The following is a 17,085-nucleotide window of genomic DNA, read 5'->3' on the forward strand; positions in this document are numbered from 1 at the left end:
CATCCAAGCGGCTCTTTAAGTTGTATCGTGTGTGTTACATTAAAAAGGCGAGCTGGGTAAAAAGGCGACAAGTACCCAGCCCGCATCAAAGGAGCTACAGTTTATTTTGTAGCTCTGGCATCACGTCAAACAGGTCAGCAACTAAGCCATAATCTGCGACGGAAAAAATAGGAGCTTCTTCATCTTTGTTGATAGCAACAATGGTTTTGGAATCTTTCATTCCTGCAAGATGTTGAATAGCACCTGAAATACCAACAGCGATATACAGCTCTGGCGCGACGATCTTACCTGTCTGGCCTACTTGCATATCGTTTGGAACAAAGCCGGCGTCAACCGCTGCACGGGATGCACCTACGGCAGCGCCTAGCTTGTCTGCTACTTGTTCTAGCAGACCGAAATTCTCACCGTTACCCATGCCGCGCCCACCGGAAATAATGATGTTGGCAGCAGTCAGTTCTGGGCGATCAGATTCAGCGACCTCTTCATTAACAAAGCTTGATAGTTGGGCATCATGAGCAATCGATATCTCACAGATCTCTGCCGAATTGCCTGTTTCAGCAGCGTCGAAAGCAGTTGTTCGTACGGTGATGACTTTAATCAGATCTAATGATTCTACGGTTGCGACCGCGTTACCTGCGTAGATAGGGCGCTGGAACGTTGTAGCTGATTCAACTGCGGTGATATCTGAGATTTGAACCACATCCAATAGCGCTGCAACGCGTGGAAGGTAGTTTTTCCCCGAGGTCGTGGCTGGTGCGAGGATATGATCGTAGTCCTTACCTAACTCGGTAATTAGCTTAGCCATGTTTTCTGCAAGCTGGTATTCATAAGCTAGCTCATCAGCAAGTAAGACTTTACTAACACCAGCGATCTCTGAGGCTGAAACGGCTACAGCTTTACAGTTGCTGCCCGCAACCAATAGATGAATATCACCACTGATTTGTGTCGCTGCTGTAATCGTGTTGAGAGTGACTGGTTTTAGTGTACGGTTGTCATGTTCTGCAATAACGAGAATAGTCATATATCACCCCCTTAAATTACTTTTGCTTCGTTCTGAAGTTTCTCGATCAATTCATCAACGCTGTTTACTCGGATGCCCGCTGCACGCTCTGCTGGTGGCGTGACTTTCAACAACTTGGTGTGGTTTTTTAGCTCTACACTTAAGTCCGCAGGGGATTTGACCGCTAAAGGCTTGCGCTTAGCTTTCATTATGTTTGGCAGCGAAGCGTAGCGAGGTTCATTAAGTCGAAGATCAGTGGTCACAATTGCTGGTAGTTTTAGCTCTACTGTTTGTAGGCCGCCATCTACTTCGCGAGTTACAACAGCTTTACCATCTTCAACCTTCACTTCAGAAGCAAAAGTGCCTTGTGGCATATCGGTTAGCGCCGCTAACATTTGACCTGTCTGATTGTTATCACTATCGATGGCTTGTTTACCCATAATTACCAGATCAGGTTGTTCCTCATCGATCACTTTGCTTAATAGCTTCGCTACATTCAGTGATTCAGGAAGTACATCAGTTTCAATCTGAATACCACGATCTGCGCCTAAAGCTAGGGCTGTTCTAATCTGTTCCTGACAGGCTTTAGGTCCGATCGATACGATGACGATTTCTTCTGCTTTACCTGCTTCTTTCAGGCGAACCGCTTCTTCGACGGCGATCTCGCAGAACGGGTTGAGCGCCATTTTGACATTGGCTAGATCTACATCGGTGTTGTCTGCTTTAACGCGCACTTTTACGTTGTAATCAATCACGCGTTTTACGGTAACTAAAATTTTCATCTGTTTACCTCTCCGACCTAGGAGCAGCGCTCCTAGGTTTTCACTCTGGTGTTATAAGTCTTATGATTTTTGAGGTTCTGTACCGTTGGCACGATCACGAAGTAGGAACTTCTGGATCTTACCGGTCGATGTTTTAGGTAGTGGACCGAAAACAATATCCTTCGGTGCTTTAAAGTGGGCCATGTGTTCACGACAGAAATCGATTAACTCTTTCTCTGTGATATCACGTTCAGAGCCCTCTTTCAGAGCAACGAAAGCACAAGGTGTTTCACCCCATTTCTCGTTGTTCTTAGCAACTACCGCAGCTTCTTGGATAAATGGATGACGGTATAGAACATCTTCTACCTCGATAGAGGAGATGTTTTCACCACCTGAGATGATGATGTCTTTAGAACGATCTTTGATCTCGATATAGCCATCTGCATGCCATACTGCTAGATCACCCGAGTGGAACCAACCACCTTCAAAGGCTTTCTCAGTGGTTTCTGGGTTCTTTAGATAGCCTTTCATTACAAGATTTCCTTGCATGAAAATCTCACCCATTGTTTCGCCATCTTGAGGCACAGGTTCCATTGTTGTTGGGTCAGCAACCATTAGGCCATCAAGCATTGGCGCTCTGACACCTTGACGAGATTTTAAGCGCGCTTTCTCATCAGCCGTTTTGTCATTCCACTCATCGTGCCAAGCACACACAACAGAAGGGCCGTAGGTTTCTGTTAAGCCGTAAACATGGGTTACGCTAAAGCCTAGGGCTTCCATACCTGCGATAACCGCTGCTGGTGGCGCTGCACCTGCAGTCATCACGTTTACTTGATGTTCAATGCCAGCTTTAAGTTCATCATCAGCGGAATTAAGCATGTTCAGAACGATAGGTGCACCACAGAAGAAACCAACTTTCTCTTCTTTAATGGCATTAAAAATATGATCTGCGCGGACATGACGAAGGCAGACATTAACACCTGCCATAGCAGCGATCGTCCATGGGAAACACCAACCATTGCAGTGGAACATTGGTAGGGTCCACAGATATACAGGGTGCTGGCCCATGCCCCATGAAATGGAGTTACTGATAGCGTTTAGGTAAGCACCGCGATGGTGGTATACAACACCTTTTGGATTACCTGTCGTGCCTGATGTGTAGTTTAGGGTGATGGCGTTCCATTCATCATTCACGTGGTGAGGTGTGAAGTTTTCGTCACCTAGCTTGAGGAAATCATCGTATTTGATATCGCCGATGAACTCGCCTTCAGTCCAATAAGGATCATCAATATCGATGATGAAAGGTTTATGATCCATCAGCTCCAGAGCGCCTTTAACGACAGAGCTGAACTCACGGTCAGTAATAAGAACCTTGCTTTCAGCATGCTGCAAAATAAATGCAACGGCTTCTGAATCTAGACGGATATTAATTGAGTTAAGCACGGCGCCACACATAGGTACGGCGAAATGCGCTTCAAAGTGTTCAGCTAGGTTTGGCGCTAAAATAGAAACGGCATCGCCAGGATTGACGCCTTTTTGTTTTAAAGCGCTGGCTAGTTTCTTACAACGATTATAGGTTTCAGCCCAGCTGCGGCGTATTTCGCCATGAACAGTGGCTGTACGCTCTGGATAGACACTAGCTGCACGTTCGATAAACGTAATAGGTGTCAGTGCAGAATAATTGGCCAGATTTTTATCCAGATCGGTTTCGAAAGCTGAAGTGATCACTGTCTCTCTCCTTGCTATTTACCGCTAACGCTCAGTTTTGCGCTTAGCTAAAGTTATTACGTTTAAATTTGATAAATTGGCCGACTATTCCGCTGCGGAAGCTCAAAACGCAAACCACAAAAACAGCGCCCATAATGATGTGAATGTAGTTACCCATCTCGCCACCAGAGAGGTAGTTCTGCATGCTGACGATAAAGCCTGCACCCAAGACAGGGCCGAAGATCGTGCCCACCCCGCCAACAAGGGTCATAAGGATGACTTCGCCTGACATGTGCCAATGAACATCGGTTAACGATGCCAATTGGAAAACCAGCGTTTTGGTCGAGCCAGCAAGTGCTGCTAAAGCAGATGAGATGATGAAGGCAATCCATTTGTAACGATTAACGTCGTAACCCAATGAAGTTGCGCGGGCTTCGTTATCTCGAATTGCTTTTAATACTTGGCCAAATGGTGAATGAATGGTGCGGTTGATCATCCAATAACCGAATACAAATATGGCCAGCACAAAGTAATACATGGTGTAGTTATCGCTTAGGTCTAGTAGCCCAAACAGCTCCCCACGAGGCACACCTTGCATACCATCTTCTCCATTAGTAAATGGCGCTTGTAGGTAGAGGAAGAACACTAACTGTGCCAAAGCCAAGGTCACCATGGCGAAGTAGATGCCTTCACGCTTAACCGCAAGCTTGCCAAAAATCGCACCTAATAAGCCGCCGGCAACAGTACCTGCAAGAATGGCAAGTTCAGGTGTAATACCGCTATTGATCATGAGGTAACCGGTGATGTATCCACCCGTTCCTAAGAACGCCGCATGACCAAAGGAAAGTAAGCCCACAAATCCAAGCAATAAGTTAAATGCGCAGGCAAATAGTGCAAAGCACAGAACTTTAGCTAGGAAAACAGGGTAAAGAGCTGCTGGTGCGATCAACGCTAGAGCCAGCAGTGCAATGTTTAGTTTTTGATTATTCATACCGATCTCCTAAGCTTCTTTACCGAATAAACCGGCTGGCTTGAGTAGCAGCACAATAACCATCACCAAGAAGATAATGGTGGTAGAGGCTTCGGGATAAAAATATTTGGTTAGACCTTCCACGATCCCCATACCAAGGCCCGTGAGGATGGCTCCACCGATAGAACCCATTCCACCGATAACCACGATGGCAAACACCACGATTAAGATGTTTGAGCCCATATCAGGAGATACAGAATAGACTGGAGCAGCCATGACACCGGCAAAGCCTGCTAAAGCAACGCCGAAACCAAAGGTCAAAGTAACGATCAATGGCACGTTGATACCAAAGGCTTGCATCAATTGTGGGTTCTCTGTGCCTGCGCGAAGGTAAGCACCTAGCTTGGTTTTTTCGATCATCCACCAAGTGCCAGCGCAGACAATGATAGAAGCGATAATGATCCAAGCCCGATAATTCGGCAGATACATAAATGGCAGACGGTTACCGCCTTTTAGTTCTTCGGGAATGGCGTATGACATGCCAGAAGAGCCAAACATATGGGTAAAAGCACCCTGTATAATCAAGGCTAAGCCGAACGTTAACAGTAGGCTATAGAGGTGATCTTCATTAGCGATAGGGCGGATAAGGAAGCGTTCCATCAATATGCCGATCGCGCCAATGCAGATCGGTACAAGGATCAAAGCCACCCAGTAGTTTATGCCCATATATTTCAGGGCAAGAAAAGCGATAAATGCACCCAGCATATAGAGTGCACCTTGCGCGAAGTTAATTATCTTCAGCAGACCGAAGATAATGGCCAGTCCGAGGCTAAGCAAGGCGTAGAATGAGCCGTTGATCAACCCAACCAATAACTGGCCAAATAGGGCAAAGAGGTTAATATCAAACATAACAATCATCTACCTGTAGTCATCCAATAGGGATGTATGGAGCAGGGGTGATGGCAAAGCCAAATAGCATTTGCCACCACGCGTTTTTCTTATGAGAAGTTGCACTGCGGTAGCATTGGGCTGTAAGCCTCATCTGCTGGAATAACCTTCAGTACTTTGTAGATGTCGTTTTGATCTTTACGCTCGGCTGCTTTCTTGATCTCTACATACAGCATGTCGTGTACCATACGGCCGTCTGGACGTAGAGTTGCATTACGTGCGAAGAAGTCTTCAGGTTTTGTCTCTTTCATCTTCTTAGCGATCGCTTCTGCGTTATCACTGCCTACCGCTTTAACTGCATTAAGGTAGTGAGTTGTTACAGAGTAAACACCTGCGTGAATCATGCTTGGAATAGCGCCGTGACGCTCTTCGAAACGTTGACTCCACTGACGCGTTTTCTCATCCATGTCCCAGTAGAATCCAGACGTTAAGCGCATACCGCCAGCAACATCTGCATCCATTGCTTGAGCGTTTGGTGTGAATACTAATAGGCCCGCAACATCCATCTCTTGCGTTAGACCAAATTCAGTGGCAGTTTTCAGCGCATTTACTGTGTCGTTACCGGCATTCGCTAGAGCAACTACGTCCGCACCAGAAGCTTGAGCCTGAAGAACATAAGAAGAGAAGTCTGTAGTGCCTAGAGGAGCGCGGATAGTGCCAACAACTTCACCGCCGTTTTCTTTGATGACCTTGGATGCAACACCTTCTAGAGCGTGACCAAAACTGTAGTCAGCTGTGATGAAGAACCATTTCTTCTTACCGGATTGAACCATAGGTTTTACAGTGCCGTTTGCTAGGGCAACAACGTTGTAAGTCCAGTGAACGTTGTAAGGGTTACAGCTCTTAGTTGTGAACGTGTTGGATGCTGAGCCAGAAATCAGTGTTAGCTTTTTAGCATTCAGGTTAACTTTCGATACTGCGCCAGATACCGCAGAAGAAACTAAACCACCGATTGCATCAACGTCTTCGGCTTCTACCCACTTACGCGCAATAGAAGAGGCGATATCTGGTTTTAGCTGTGAGTCAGCTGTAACTAGTTCGATCTCTTGTCCAAGTGCCTTACCACCAAAATCTTCAATCGCCATCTCTGCTGCGGTTACACAGCCTTGACCACAAATGTCGGCATAAGTACCACCCATATCTGCCAAAATGCCCAGCTTAATTTTGCCGTCAGATTCTGCCAGTGCAGCACCTGAAACTGCTGTTGCCACTGCGCCTGTAATAACTGCTGAGATTAGTGATTTTTTAAATGTCTTCATTGACTCGCTCCAGTTGCCGTACCTTCTACTCAAAGGTCGTATCTATGTTGTTTTTATTCTTTAACTGCTTAAACACCGAGGTAGGTATTCAATAAATCTGTTTTAGCTTCGAGCTCATGGGCATGAACTTCTTCCACGATGTGGCCGTGCTCCATCACGTAGTGACGGTCAGCAATAGGGGCTGCAAAGCGGAAGTTTTGCTCGACTAGCAGAATGGTTAATCCTCTCTCTTTGAGGAGACTAAGAACCTCGCCCAGTTTCTGCACAATGACGGGGGCGAGGCCCTCAGTAATTTCATCCAGCAATAGGATGTTTGCGCCAGTACGCAAAATTCTTCCTAGGGCAAGCATCTGTTGCTCACCACCAGATAAACGTGTGCCTTGACTGGTTCTACGTTCGTAAAGGTTTGGGAATATTTCGTAGATCTCTTCCACACTCATGCCGTCAGAGCGCACTTGAGGTGGTAGCATTAGGTTTTCTTCAACATTAAGGCTGGAGAAAATACCGCGCTCTTCGGGGCAAAAGCCGAGGCCTAAACGGGCAATCTTATGAGCAGGCAAGGACATAGTTTCCTCGCCATTGACCACAATGTTGCCGGTACGTTTGCCGACCATATTCATGATGGCTTTTAGGGTGGTTGAACGACCGGAACCGTTACGGCCCAATAGGGTTACCAATTCACCTTGGTTAACCGTTAGGTCGATGCCATGGAGAATGTGCGACTCGCCATAAAAGGCGTGTAGATTATTAATACGAAGTTTTTCGCGCTGATTACCGTGAACGGCTTCGTGTTTGGTCTGTAAGTTAACGGCCTGATTCATACCACAGCCTCCGCTTCTTGTTTTGCTTGTTCAGCTTCAACTTCTTCGGCTGCAGTACCCATGTAAGCTTCACGCACGCGTGGATCTGCGGAAACGGTGTCGTAGTCGCCTTCAGTCAAAATAGCGCCTCGTTGCAGTACGGTGATGCGATCAGCAAGTTTGGAAACTACATGTAAGTTGTGTTCAACCATTAGGATTGTGCGATTGGCAGAGACCTTTTTGATTAGGTCGGTCACTACATCTACATCTTCGTGCCCCATGCCTTGTGTTGGTTCATCAAGCAGCATGAGTTCAGGTTCTAAGGCTAAGGTGGTTGCGATCTCTAGCGCACGCTTGCGGCCATAAGGCAGGTCAACGGTAACGCTGTTGGCAAAACTCTCTAAACCTACAGATTCGAGAAGCTCTAAAGCGCGCGCATTTAAATGGTTAAGAATTTTTTCAGAACGCCAAAAGTGAAAGCTGTTACCTTCTTTACGTTGTAGGGCAATACGAACGTTTTCTAGAACCGTTAAGTGAGGAAAAACAGCAGAGATTTGGAATGAACGGACAACCCCTTTGCGTGCTATCGCTGCAGATTGCATCGAGGTGATATCTTCATTGTTAAACAAGATCTGACCGGTCGTTGGTTGCAAAAATTTGGTCAGCAAATTGAATACAGTGGTCTTACCTGCGCCGTTAGGGCCGATAAGGGCGTGAATGTGTCCTCGTTGGATCTTTAGATTGACATCATCAACCGCAGTAAAGCCTTTAAACGCTTTGGTCAGATCCCGAGTTTCCAGAATGAAGTCTTGCTTAGGCTGAGTCATCGTGGCGCTACTCTTTTCCTTGAATTACCTTGTCCGCTACAGCTTCAGATAGATAATTCTCGATTTTTGTTTTTATGTGGCAGCCAGATTAATGGAGAAAGTTTGCTTAACTATTTTTGTAATCTAACGAAATGTAACAAGTCGCCGTTGCAATCTCGGTTTGTGTTACATTCGGTATAGAGAAATACTGGTTTATTAGTAAGTTATCTCTCATGGAAGAGGAGTTGTGTTTGTAACATCAACGAGATAGTAGATTCGATGTATCGCCGTTCACCTATTACTATTCGCTTGTTCTTAATGCTATTGGCGCTAATCGGTAGCATTTTTGCCGCAATTTATTTCTTTACCGTTCCTTTGATTAAACAGAATGTTTTCAATCTTGAATTGAATTCCAACCGTCAGGTTTTGAACATCGTTTATGACCTTGCTAATCGGATGTATGCAGGGACGGAGCGTTACGTAGATAACACCCTTAAATCTCATGAGCAGCGTTTGGGGTCTGTGCTGGATATAGCTGAAAACCACATCAATCTTGCGCTGCGTGATGGTAGGCAAAGTGGGTTAAGCGACGCGGAAATATGGGAAAAGGTATTTACAGATCTGCGTAAGTTTCAATTTGGTAATGGCGATTATATTTGGATCTCAGATTATGACGCTAACCTGATCTCTCACCCTGATGATGCTTATCATCAGCAAAATATGTCGGATGTAAAAGATACTGATGGCAATCTGATTATTCCTGGCATTCTCTCTCTCGCTTTAACCGACGGTACTGGTTTTTATAAATACAAATGGAACCGTCTTAACGAAACTGAAGCGATCGATAAATATTCCTATGTAAAGCATTACCCAGATTGGGGCTTTGTGATGGGGGCCGGAGTTTATATTGATGATATTCAGCGCGAGGTTGCCGCGCAGAAAGAGCGGGCGATAGCAGAGATAAATCGAGCGCTGAAAGATATTAAAATTGCGCAGAATGGCTATCTCTACGTGTTCGATTCGCAAGGGAATATGCTATTTCATCCCAATCGCAATATTCATGGGATCAACTTTAAAACGCAGTTAAATCCAGTTACAGGACAACCTATCTATCAAGATCTGATGGCTGTGTCAGATACAGGTAAAGAACTGTATTACAAATGGGATAGACCCGATGATCCAGGGCATTATGAATACGAAAAGCTCTCGTTGGTAAGACACTTATCAGGGTTTGATTGGTATATCAGCTCGTCGGTGTATCTGGACGATTTAAAAGCAAGCTCCGTTCAAATTAGTCAGCGGATTATGGCCATGGGCTTTTTTGGTTTGTTGGCATCCATTGTTGCTGTGTTTATCTTTGCTGAGTGGCTAACTTCTCCCATTAAATCTTTATCGCAGACCGCTTATAAGATCAGCCGTGGCGATCTTTCTGCGAAAACCGGTATCTCTCGGAATGATGAGCTAGGTATCTTGGCGGAATCATTTGACTACATGGTTGATCGCTTACGGGGGAATATTAACAACCTAAATAGCCGCGTGAATGAACGCACCAAAGAACTGTCAGAATCAAATAGTCGTTTATTGGAAGCGGTTAACTCCCTGCAAACTACGCAAGATGAACTGCGTGCAGTAGAGACCCGGCAGCGTTTGATTTTAGATGCATTACCGGCTCAGGTGGCTTACCTCGATAACCAACTGCGTTATGTGTTTGCAAACCGACAGTACCGAGAGATGTTTGACCAGACCAAAGAGGGGATTGTTGGTAAATCTTTCAAAGACGTGGTCGGTGAAGAGATGAATCAGGCTCTTCAGCCTTATATTGAGAAAGCTATGCTGGGTGAAACGCCGGTGTATGAATATCGGTTGAATGATCACGGTAAAGATATTTTAACTCGTCGTACCGTTCTTCCATTTTATAACGTACGCAAAGAAGTCGAAGGGATGTTAACTCTCTCTATCGATATTACCCATGAGCGTGAAGTAGAGCAGCGTATGGCGGAGGCGAGCAAGATGAAAGCGGTTGGGCAGATGTCGGGTGGTTTAGCCCATGATTTTAATAACCTGCTTACGATCATTCTTGGTAATCTTCTCGAGCTACAAGGAAAACACGATCTACCTAAGCATCTGCAACAACATCTCACGCCAGCAGTAAGAGCGACTCGAAGAGGGGCGGATATGACGAAACGTTTGTTAGCGTTCTCGCGACGTCAGCCGCTTAAGCCTAGCTATGTGCAACCTGAACAGCTTATCAACGATTTAGTCGGCCTATTGGCTGCACCTCTGCCCGAAAATATTCAGCTAAGAACTCAAATTAAACCAAACCTGCCTGCTGTTTATGTTGATAGTGCTCAAATGGAAGATGCCTTGGTAAATTTAGCACTTAACTCGGCTGATGCAATGCCTAAGGGTGGAGAGTTGTGCTTAATGGTATCAGCGGTTAGTTCGGATAGCAGAGAAGTTCAGCAAGCTTCGTGGGACGAAGAGGTAGTTCCAGGTGATTACGTATTACTCAGCGTGATTGATACCGGTGAAGGCTTTAGTGACGAAGCCCTAGATAAAGCTTGTGAACCATTTTTTACTACCAAAGGCACGGGGGCGGGATCAGGCTTAGGTTTGAGTATGGTTTACGGGTTTGTAAAACAATCTAAGGGTTATTTCAGAATTCAAAATCGCGCTCATTACCATCATGGTCAAGTAGGCGCGAGAATTGATCTGTTGTTAGGTGCGATGGAGCAACAGAGCCCGCGGGCAACCCAAACCACAAAAATAGTTGAGGGGATCGATCGGTCGGAGATCACTGAAAGTTCTCTTATCTTATTAGTTGAGGACGATGCCGATGTGCGTCAGTTGGTTCGTGGGCAATTAAGGTCAATGGGCTTTTCCGTGGTTGAAGCGGCTAGTGGTGATGAGGCCTTAGCTATGTTGACTGGTTTATCTGATCTGGCCGGCGTTGTAAGTGATGTGGTGATGCCGGGAGCAGCGTCAGGTTATGATGTCGCGACCGCAGTGAATATGATTTTCCCTAAGGCTTTTGTTGTGATCATGACCGGTTACAGTGAGCAGCCATCCAAACTTGAGTTTGAATATAGCTTGATTCAAAAACCGTTCGATGCAGAAACCTTAGAAAGAAAAATAGTGCCTTGCCTAACAGAGCATAATCAGGAGAGCAGATGATGACAGATGTCAGCACCCCAGTGATCTATGTAATTGAAGATGAAGAAGATTTAGGCAAACTTATTTGTACAACCCTACAGAGCTTCCGCTACCAAGCTAAACCATTTACAACCGGAGAAGCAGCCCTTGTGGAAATTGGTTGGGCGAAACCAGATATCTGCATAGTAGACCTTAACCTTCCTGATATGGATGGGATGGAGTTAGTTAAGCAGCTCGATGAAGATGAAGTAGGGGTTATCATTGTGTCTGGTCGAGATGGACTGACAGACAGAATCCTAGGTTTAGAATTTGGCGCTGATGACTATATTACTAAGCCATTTGAACCTAGAGAACTAGTAGCTCGGGTTCAGAGCCTATTGCGTCGCATACGTAAAAAGAAAAATTTATTGATAGATAGTCCAACAAAAGCGCGTTTTGGACAGTGGATCTATCAGCCAGATTCATTGAGTCTAAAGCATGCGCATAAGCCTGCTGAATCTTTAAGTCGGGCTGAGGGTGATATGTTGCTAGCGTTGCTAAAGCATCCTTTCCAAATCCTATCGCGTGATCAGCTCTTAGGTGAAAATTGCGTGCCTTATGATCGGAGCATCGATGTAAGAATGTCGAGGTTACGTAAGAAGATAGAAGAAGACCCTCAGCAACCAGCGTTTATCAAAACGGTTTATGGGGCAGGGTATATGTTCACGTCTGAGGTGCGGTGGGAATAGTCGTTAGAGTTTGAACCGAAAATAAAAAGGGAGCTGAATTCAGCTCCCTTTTTAGTTTAAACAGCTAAGTTACACTTTAAATAGTGCGATCACGCGTTTTAGTTCTTGACCAGCATTGCCTAGCTCGTTTATAGCGGCATTCATTTGTTGGCTAGAATTTGCGGTTTCTTGGGCAATCGTACTGATACTCTCTACATTGCGGCTAATATCTTCACTAACCGAAGTTTGCTCTTCAGCTGCGGAGGCTATTTGAGCACTTGCATCAGAGATATTTGCGACTGAGTCGGTTATCGATGTTAGAGCATGTCCTGCTTGGCTAGTCATCTCTACACTGTTTTGAACCTTAGTATTGCTCTGCTCCATACGATCTACAGCATTGCGAGTATTGCCCTGCAAGCGTTCGATCATCTCTCTGATCTCTGTCGTTGAAGTGGCTGTTTGTTGGGCAAGGTTTCGAACTTCATCCGCTACAACCGAGAAACCTCGGCCTGCTTCGCCTGCGCGAGCAGCTTCAATCGCAGCGTTAAGTGCAAGTAGATTAGTTTGTTCGGCAATGTTTTGGATTACATCCATTACTGTGCCAATAGCATTACTGTTTTCTTCTACCTGTTCAATCATGTTAGTGAGTTCATTGACTTCACAAGAGATGCCCTGAATCGAGCCCACGACTTCTTGTACAAGTTCATCACCGTGACTCGCTTCACTGTTTGCACGCTGAGTTTGTTCTGCGGTCGTGGCTGCATTTCTTGCTACTTCTTCAGACGTTGATGTCATTTCAGAAATAGCAGCAGCCACCATCTCAGTTTCTTGTTGTTGGCGGTTTATATCAATATTTAGACGATCAATGCCTGATGAAACTGTACCCAAATGATTTTGGATAGTGTGCATAGTTGTATTCAATTCACCTGTTACTTTGCGAAGCCCAGCAATGGTTTTTTTAGCGCTGCGACTTAGCTTATGTATCTCGTTATGGGTGTTTTCATCGTCGCCCATGTCGGTGTCGATGCGTGTAGTGAGGTCGCCCTGTCCAATCGCTTGCATATAATTACAAATTGTATCGATCGGCTGCAGTTTTACTTTCAATGTGAAGAATAGAAGACCGGCAATCAGAAGTGCGCAAAATACGGACAGAAGTATCATCTCAACACGCAGCTTCTCACTTTCAGTCAGAAACTCTTCAGTTGCAGCTCCTGCAACGATTGCCCAGTTGAAGCTGGAAACCTGAGAATAAGCAATCAACTTGTCTTTGATGTTGCCATCTTCATGAGTGAAAGGGATATGAGTGAATCCGTGGTCGTTACTGCTGATTGTATTAAGCAAGGTGTTGCCGCTTTCCGATACCTCTGTAAGATTTTTGCCTTTCGCGAATGGATGTAAAAGCAACTGACCAAACTGAGGACCTTGTTTCAAATTGACGATGTAGGCAAAACCGGTTTCACCAATTTTTAGATCGGATATTGTTTTTTGTAAGGCGGCTAGTCGCTCAGTGTAATCAAAGCCTACGTATAGAATACCGATGACCTTACCTTGGGTATCTTTAAACGGAATATATTTGGTCATATAGTCGCGACCAAATAGGTGTGCAGGACCGCTATATTCTTCGCCATTAATTAGCTTTTGATAACCAGGGTGTTTCTTGCCAAGCATTGTGCCAAAAGCTCGACTGCCGTCTGTTTTACGTAGAGATGTACTTACACGTAAAAAATCATCTTTAACACGCATAAAGATGGTTGCGGTGCCGCCTGTCATATTTGTGAATTGATCAGGTTTTGAGAAATTTCGTGTGACAGTTTCGTAATCATGCAGAAGCGTAGGAACCGTAAATTCACCAACTTCAACTTGGTTTAGTTCGTCGATAAGCATATCGCCGGGAAACATCTGGATAAAAACATCGGCAATCTGATTCGTTTGCTGTTTTAAGGTCTCATTAAAAAAGTCGATGTTTTGAGCTAATTGATCAACTTGTTGGTCAAGTGAATGCTCGACATTTTTTATGAAGCCTTTGTCTACTTCATGATTGACAAAAATAGATAAAGCCGTAAATACGGCAAATACGATCAATAAAACAATTGTGGCTAGTTGGTTAACAATCGACGCGTGTCGAAAAAATGATGGCATGCGAACTACCTCAATGGGCTAGGCCAAAGTAAATGCTTTGAGTTATCTAAGGCAAGGAGCCTAAAATTCTACATAACTATATGTTTATATAGGCTTTAAGCAACTCTATAGTGGGCGAAAAGTGCTTATGTACTATAGAAAGGTAATTCCAATTTTTTAAAAATACTACAAAGGTATTACTGTTTAGATTCAAACAGTTAATTTGCATAAGATAATGATTCTTAATTGTTTTTATGAGCTTAGTTGAGGATGTCTTGTTTTAATTCATTGAGTTTTTCTTGAGTCAGATCTAAGTTAATGGTCAGTTCTTTATCAGTGATACGGCGGCCTTCTGGCTTTAAGCGTCGAGAATAAACTAGATCCATTTCTGCTGTGATCGCTGCAGATTCCAGTCTTCGACGATCAACCATAGTTTTGCGTCTTTCAATGCCTGTGTATTTGGCAGTGTTATGTGAAATGAACCATTCACTAGCATGAAGTAGGGTAGGGAGGTTTGGGCTGACTTTACCTTGATTGGGGCATGTCCAGTAGTAAACGATTTTTAAGTTATCCAGATCTTTGATTAAGTTTAGAGTGCTGTGAGGCATCTATTACTATCCTTGTAATAAGAGTCAATTTTAAGCCTGAATACATCCATGATTAGGCATAAGCAATGCGTATATTATTGGCCTTGTTTATGCGCACAATAATACTAAGATAACAGCAGGTAAAAATTAGGAAAAATTCCTAATTTGATAAAAGGTCTATGTTACTGACTTCTTATTATTCTTTAGGCTTACGTTTCTCTTTGCTAAAAAACTTAATATAAACAGTCTTCAGCTAATCATTTTGAATAAAAAATCTGTCTTAGCCTTTAACCGTTCTTGGTTATTTCTATCAGTAAGTCTATGTCCAAGTTTAGAAAACCTTTCAAGACCGCTATCTATGGGGGGGGCTAAACTGTACTAATGAAGTTTAAGTGGTTTGTCAGTGTTTCGTTGTGTCTTTGTCTTACATAATTATGATGTACTTCTGGTTTGTTAAGAGAGCTTAAGAGGCTAACTTCTGGCATCTAAAAACTATTTTCGTGGAAAAGCGCAGCAAAAGTATTGATTTGAAAATTTTGCACCGCCGAATTTTTACTATAGGATTAGGGTATTATTCTGCTTGCTTAAGGAGTCGGGGTGTGAAGTTCAAAATCGATATTGATATGTCGCCGGAAGAACTGCGTAAAGTTCTGGGTTTGCCAGATGTGCAGAAATTTCAGCAAGATATGATGGATAAGATCACTGAACAGATGGATGCTGGTGCGGAAGGGTATGATCCATTGACGTTGTTCAAACCTTACCTAAACAGTGGCCTCGGTTCTATGGAAGCACTGCAAAAAATAATGATGGGTCTTATGACCTCGGGCTATGGCAGCTCTGATAATAAAAAAGACTGATCAAGGTGAAGTGATCAGTTAAAACCAAGGGAATGATACGAGAGAGAAAAGTACATTGCGTATTCTAAGAAAATATACAAATCGCCGTTTGTACGATACCTCGCGAAGCTGTTACGTCACGTTAGATGATGTTAAGCAATTGGTACTCAATGGTGAAGCCTTTAAAGTTGAAGATTCGAAAACTGGGAATGATCTAACAAGAAATATTTTGTTGCAGATCATTAGTGAGCAAGAAGCACAAGGGCATGGCACTTTATTGACCAATCAAGTATTGCAACAATTGATCCGTTTCTATGGTGACAGTATGCAGGGCATGATGAGTCAGTACCTAGAGCAAAGTATTGCTTCCTTCCTTGAGCATCAAGATCGAATTCGAGATCAAATGCAAACGATGATGGGTGCAGCGAATCCACTAACTATGATGAACCGCATCGCGGATCAAAATATGCAAATGTGGGGAATGTTCAAGCCAGGTGAAGGGCCTGAGCATCAAACGCAGCAATCACCGACATCTGAAGCACAGAAAGATAAGTAATAAAAAAAGGCCGCTAAGCGGCCTTTTTTATTTTGAATGAATATTACTTCATATCTGGCATATTGCGGCCATAAAAAATTTCATTCATCTCTTTAGATAAACGCTCGGTTATCTGTTGAACTTCTGATTCTGGAAGTTCCTCTTTTGTGGTTCCAAATAGATAAGTATTCAAATCTACATCTTTCAGCATCATTTTTGTGTGGAAGATATTTTCCTGATAAACATTCACATCAAGCATCTGATATTGATCATGAATATCGGTTGTGAAGAAATTCTGAATAGAGTTAATATCATGGTCGATATAGTGCTTGATGCCATGAATATCGCGAGTAAATCCGCGAACACGATAATCAACCGTCACGATATCTGATTCCAGACGGTGAATAAGGTAGTTCAGCGCTTTTAGTGGCGAGATGATGCCACACGTCGACACTTCGATATCTGCACGGAAGGTGCAAATACCATCATCGGGGTGAGCTTCTGGATAGGTGTGTACACAGATATGGCTCTTATCTAAGTGAGCTACAACAGAATCCGGCATAGGGCCTGGCTTTTCTGTAGTATCTACAGCTTCCGAATCTTTAATTGGTTCCTCAGCAACTAGAATCGTAACGCTAGCCCCTTGCGGGTCATAATCTTGTCGTGCAACATTTAAAATATTTGCACCAATAATGTCACAACATTCGCTTAAAATTTCTGTTAAACGATCGGCACTATATTGTTCATCGATGTACTCGATGTATTCCGCTTTTTGCTCGGGTGTTTGCGCATAGCAGACGTCATAGATACAGAAACTCAAACTTTTAGTTAGATTGTTAAAGCCCTGTAGCTTAATTTTGTCATTAGTCGCCAAGGTGGTTAGCTCCAAGTGAGGACT

Annotated in this window: 15 protein-coding genes; 4 read left to right on the top strand and 11 right to left on the bottom strand. The window is 44.0% G+C overall.

What is annotated here, in order from left to right:
* Positions 1-94 precede the first annotated feature (94 nt).
* From ACMXYU_RS06370 to ACMXYU_RS06405, 8 genes are all read right to left on the bottom strand, one after another.
* Entirely contained in the window at positions 95-1,021 is a 927-nt protein-coding gene (locus ACMXYU_RS06370) for an electron transfer flavoprotein subunit alpha/FixB family protein (RefSeq protein WP_415900762.1), read from the bottom strand.
* An 11-nt stretch (positions 1,022-1,032) separates the two neighbouring features.
* Positions 1,033-1,782, bottom strand: a complete 750-nt coding sequence (locus ACMXYU_RS06375; RefSeq protein ID WP_415900764.1) for an electron transfer flavoprotein subunit beta/FixA family protein — start codon at positions 1,780-1,782, stop codon at positions 1,033-1,035.
* Positions 1,783-1,842: 60 nt separating this feature from the next.
* Entirely contained in the window at positions 1,843-3,486 is a 1,644-nt protein-coding gene (locus ACMXYU_RS06380) for an acyl-CoA synthetase (protein ID WP_415901103.1), read from the bottom strand.
* Positions 3,487-3,532: 46 nt separating this feature from the next.
* Positions 3,533-4,459 carry a branched-chain amino acid ABC transporter permease gene (locus ACMXYU_RS06385; RefSeq protein ID WP_415885075.1) on the bottom strand — a complete coding sequence of 309 codons (927 nt, stop codon included), beginning with the start codon at positions 4,457-4,459 and terminating at the stop codon, positions 3,533-3,535.
* A 9-nt stretch (positions 4,460-4,468) separates the two neighbouring features.
* Entirely contained in the window at positions 4,469-5,356 is an 888-nt protein-coding gene (locus tag ACMXYU_RS06390) for a branched-chain amino acid ABC transporter permease (protein WP_415885074.1), read from the bottom strand.
* Between the two features lie 80 nt (positions 5,357-5,436).
* Complete coding sequence (locus ACMXYU_RS06395; RefSeq protein WP_415891825.1) at positions 5,437-6,645, bottom strand: ABC transporter substrate-binding protein; 1,209 nt, start codon at positions 6,643-6,645, stop codon at positions 5,437-5,439.
* Positions 6,646-6,713: 68 nt separating this feature from the next.
* Positions 6,714-7,466, bottom strand: coding sequence for an ABC transporter ATP-binding protein (locus ACMXYU_RS06400; RefSeq protein ID WP_415888502.1), 753 nt, complete (start codon positions 7,464-7,466; stop codon positions 6,714-6,716).
* Positions 7,463-8,272, bottom strand: coding sequence for an ABC transporter ATP-binding protein (locus ACMXYU_RS06405; protein WP_415885071.1), 810 nt, complete (start codon positions 8,270-8,272; stop codon positions 7,463-7,465). The genes ACMXYU_RS06400 and ACMXYU_RS06405 overlap by 4 nt, the downstream gene beginning before the upstream one ends.
* Before the next feature lie 258 nt (positions 8,273-8,530).
* Between ACMXYU_RS06405 and ACMXYU_RS06410 the strand changes: the two genes are divergently transcribed.
* A complete protein-coding gene (locus tag ACMXYU_RS06410) occupies positions 8,531-11,425 on the top strand; it encodes a cache domain-containing protein (protein ID WP_415900766.1) in 2,895 nt (964 codons plus the stop codon).
* Positions 11,422-12,132: a response regulator transcription factor gene (locus ACMXYU_RS06415; protein ID WP_415900768.1), complete on the top strand. Its 711-nt coding sequence runs from the start codon at positions 11,422-11,424 to the stop codon at positions 12,130-12,132. The genes ACMXYU_RS06410 and ACMXYU_RS06415 overlap by 4 nt, the downstream gene beginning before the upstream one ends.
* A gap of 69 nt (positions 12,133-12,201) precedes the next feature.
* On the opposite strand, the gene ACMXYU_RS06420 is transcribed toward ACMXYU_RS06415, so the two are convergent.
* Positions 12,202-14,250 carry a methyl-accepting chemotaxis protein gene (locus tag ACMXYU_RS06420; RefSeq protein ID WP_415900769.1) on the bottom strand — a complete coding sequence of 683 codons (2,049 nt, stop codon included), beginning with the start codon at positions 14,248-14,250 and terminating at the stop codon, positions 12,202-12,204.
* Between the two features lie 239 nt (positions 14,251-14,489).
* Positions 14,490-14,837: a hypothetical protein gene (locus ACMXYU_RS06425; protein ID WP_415900770.1), complete on the bottom strand. Its 348-nt coding sequence runs from the start codon at positions 14,835-14,837 to the stop codon at positions 14,490-14,492.
* A 578-nt stretch (positions 14,838-15,415) separates the two neighbouring features.
* On the opposite strand from ACMXYU_RS06425, the gene ACMXYU_RS06430 reads away from it, so the two are divergent.
* Both ACMXYU_RS06430 and phaR read left to right on the top strand, forming a co-directional pair.
* Entirely contained in the window at positions 15,416-15,673 is a 258-nt protein-coding gene (locus ACMXYU_RS06430; protein ID WP_415881594.1) for a DUF6489 family protein, read from the top strand.
* A 55-nt stretch (positions 15,674-15,728) separates the two neighbouring features.
* Positions 15,729-16,208 (top strand): polyhydroxyalkanoate synthesis repressor PhaR, encoded by a 480-nt coding sequence (gene phaR / locus ACMXYU_RS06435; RefSeq protein WP_415900771.1) that lies wholly within the window; start codon positions 15,729-15,731, stop codon positions 16,206-16,208.
* A gap of 43 nt (positions 16,209-16,251) precedes the next feature.
* Here the strand turns inward: phaR and speD are convergent, their stop codons facing one another.
* Positions 16,252-17,061: an adenosylmethionine decarboxylase gene (gene speD / locus ACMXYU_RS06440; protein WP_415901104.1), complete on the bottom strand. Its 810-nt coding sequence runs from the start codon at positions 17,059-17,061 to the stop codon at positions 16,252-16,254.
* Positions 17,062-17,085 lie beyond the last annotated feature (24 nt).

The sequence above is a fragment of the Neptuniibacter sp. QD48_11 genome (assembly GCF_047778095.1).
Lineage (GTDB): Bacteria > Pseudomonadota > Gammaproteobacteria > Pseudomonadales > Balneatricaceae > Neptuniibacter.

Excerpts from the sequence above, each read along its gene's own strand:
- ACMXYU_RS06370 (WP_415900762.1), bottom strand. The coding sequence starts at position 1,021 with ATGACTATTCTCGTTATTGCAGAACATGACAACCGTACACTAAAACCA.
- ACMXYU_RS06375 (WP_415900764.1), bottom strand. The coding sequence starts at position 1,782 with ATGAAAATTTTAGTTACCGTAAAACGCGTGATTGATTACAACGTAAAA.
- ACMXYU_RS06385 (WP_415885075.1), bottom strand. The coding sequence starts at position 4,459 with ATGAATAATCAAAAACTAAACATTGCACTGCTGGCTCTAGCGTTGATC.
- ACMXYU_RS06390 (WP_415885074.1), bottom strand. The coding sequence starts at position 5,356 with ATGATTGTTATGTTTGATATTAACCTCTTTGCCCTATTTGGCCAGTTA.
- ACMXYU_RS06395 (WP_415891825.1), bottom strand. The coding sequence starts at position 6,645 with ATGAAGACATTTAAAAAATCACTAATCTCAGCAGTTATTACAGGCGCA.
- ACMXYU_RS06400 (WP_415888502.1), bottom strand. The coding sequence starts at position 7,466 with ATGAATCAGGCCGTTAACTTACAGACCAAACACGAAGCCGTTCACGGT.
- ACMXYU_RS06405 (WP_415885071.1), bottom strand. The coding sequence starts at position 8,272 with ATGACTCAGCCTAAGCAAGACTTCATTCTGGAAACTCGGGATCTGACC.
- ACMXYU_RS06410 (WP_415900766.1), top strand. The coding sequence starts at position 8,531 with ATGTATCGCCGTTCACCTATTACTATTCGCTTGTTCTTAATGCTATTG.
- ACMXYU_RS06415 (WP_415900768.1), top strand. The coding sequence starts at position 11,422 with ATGATGACAGATGTCAGCACCCCAGTGATCTATGTAATTGAAGATGAA.
- ACMXYU_RS06420 (WP_415900769.1), bottom strand. The coding sequence starts at position 14,250 with ATGCCATCATTTTTTCGACACGCGTCGATTGTTAACCAACTAGCCACA.
- ACMXYU_RS06425 (WP_415900770.1), bottom strand. The coding sequence starts at position 14,837 with ATGCCTCACAGCACTCTAAACTTAATCAAAGATCTGGATAACTTAAAA.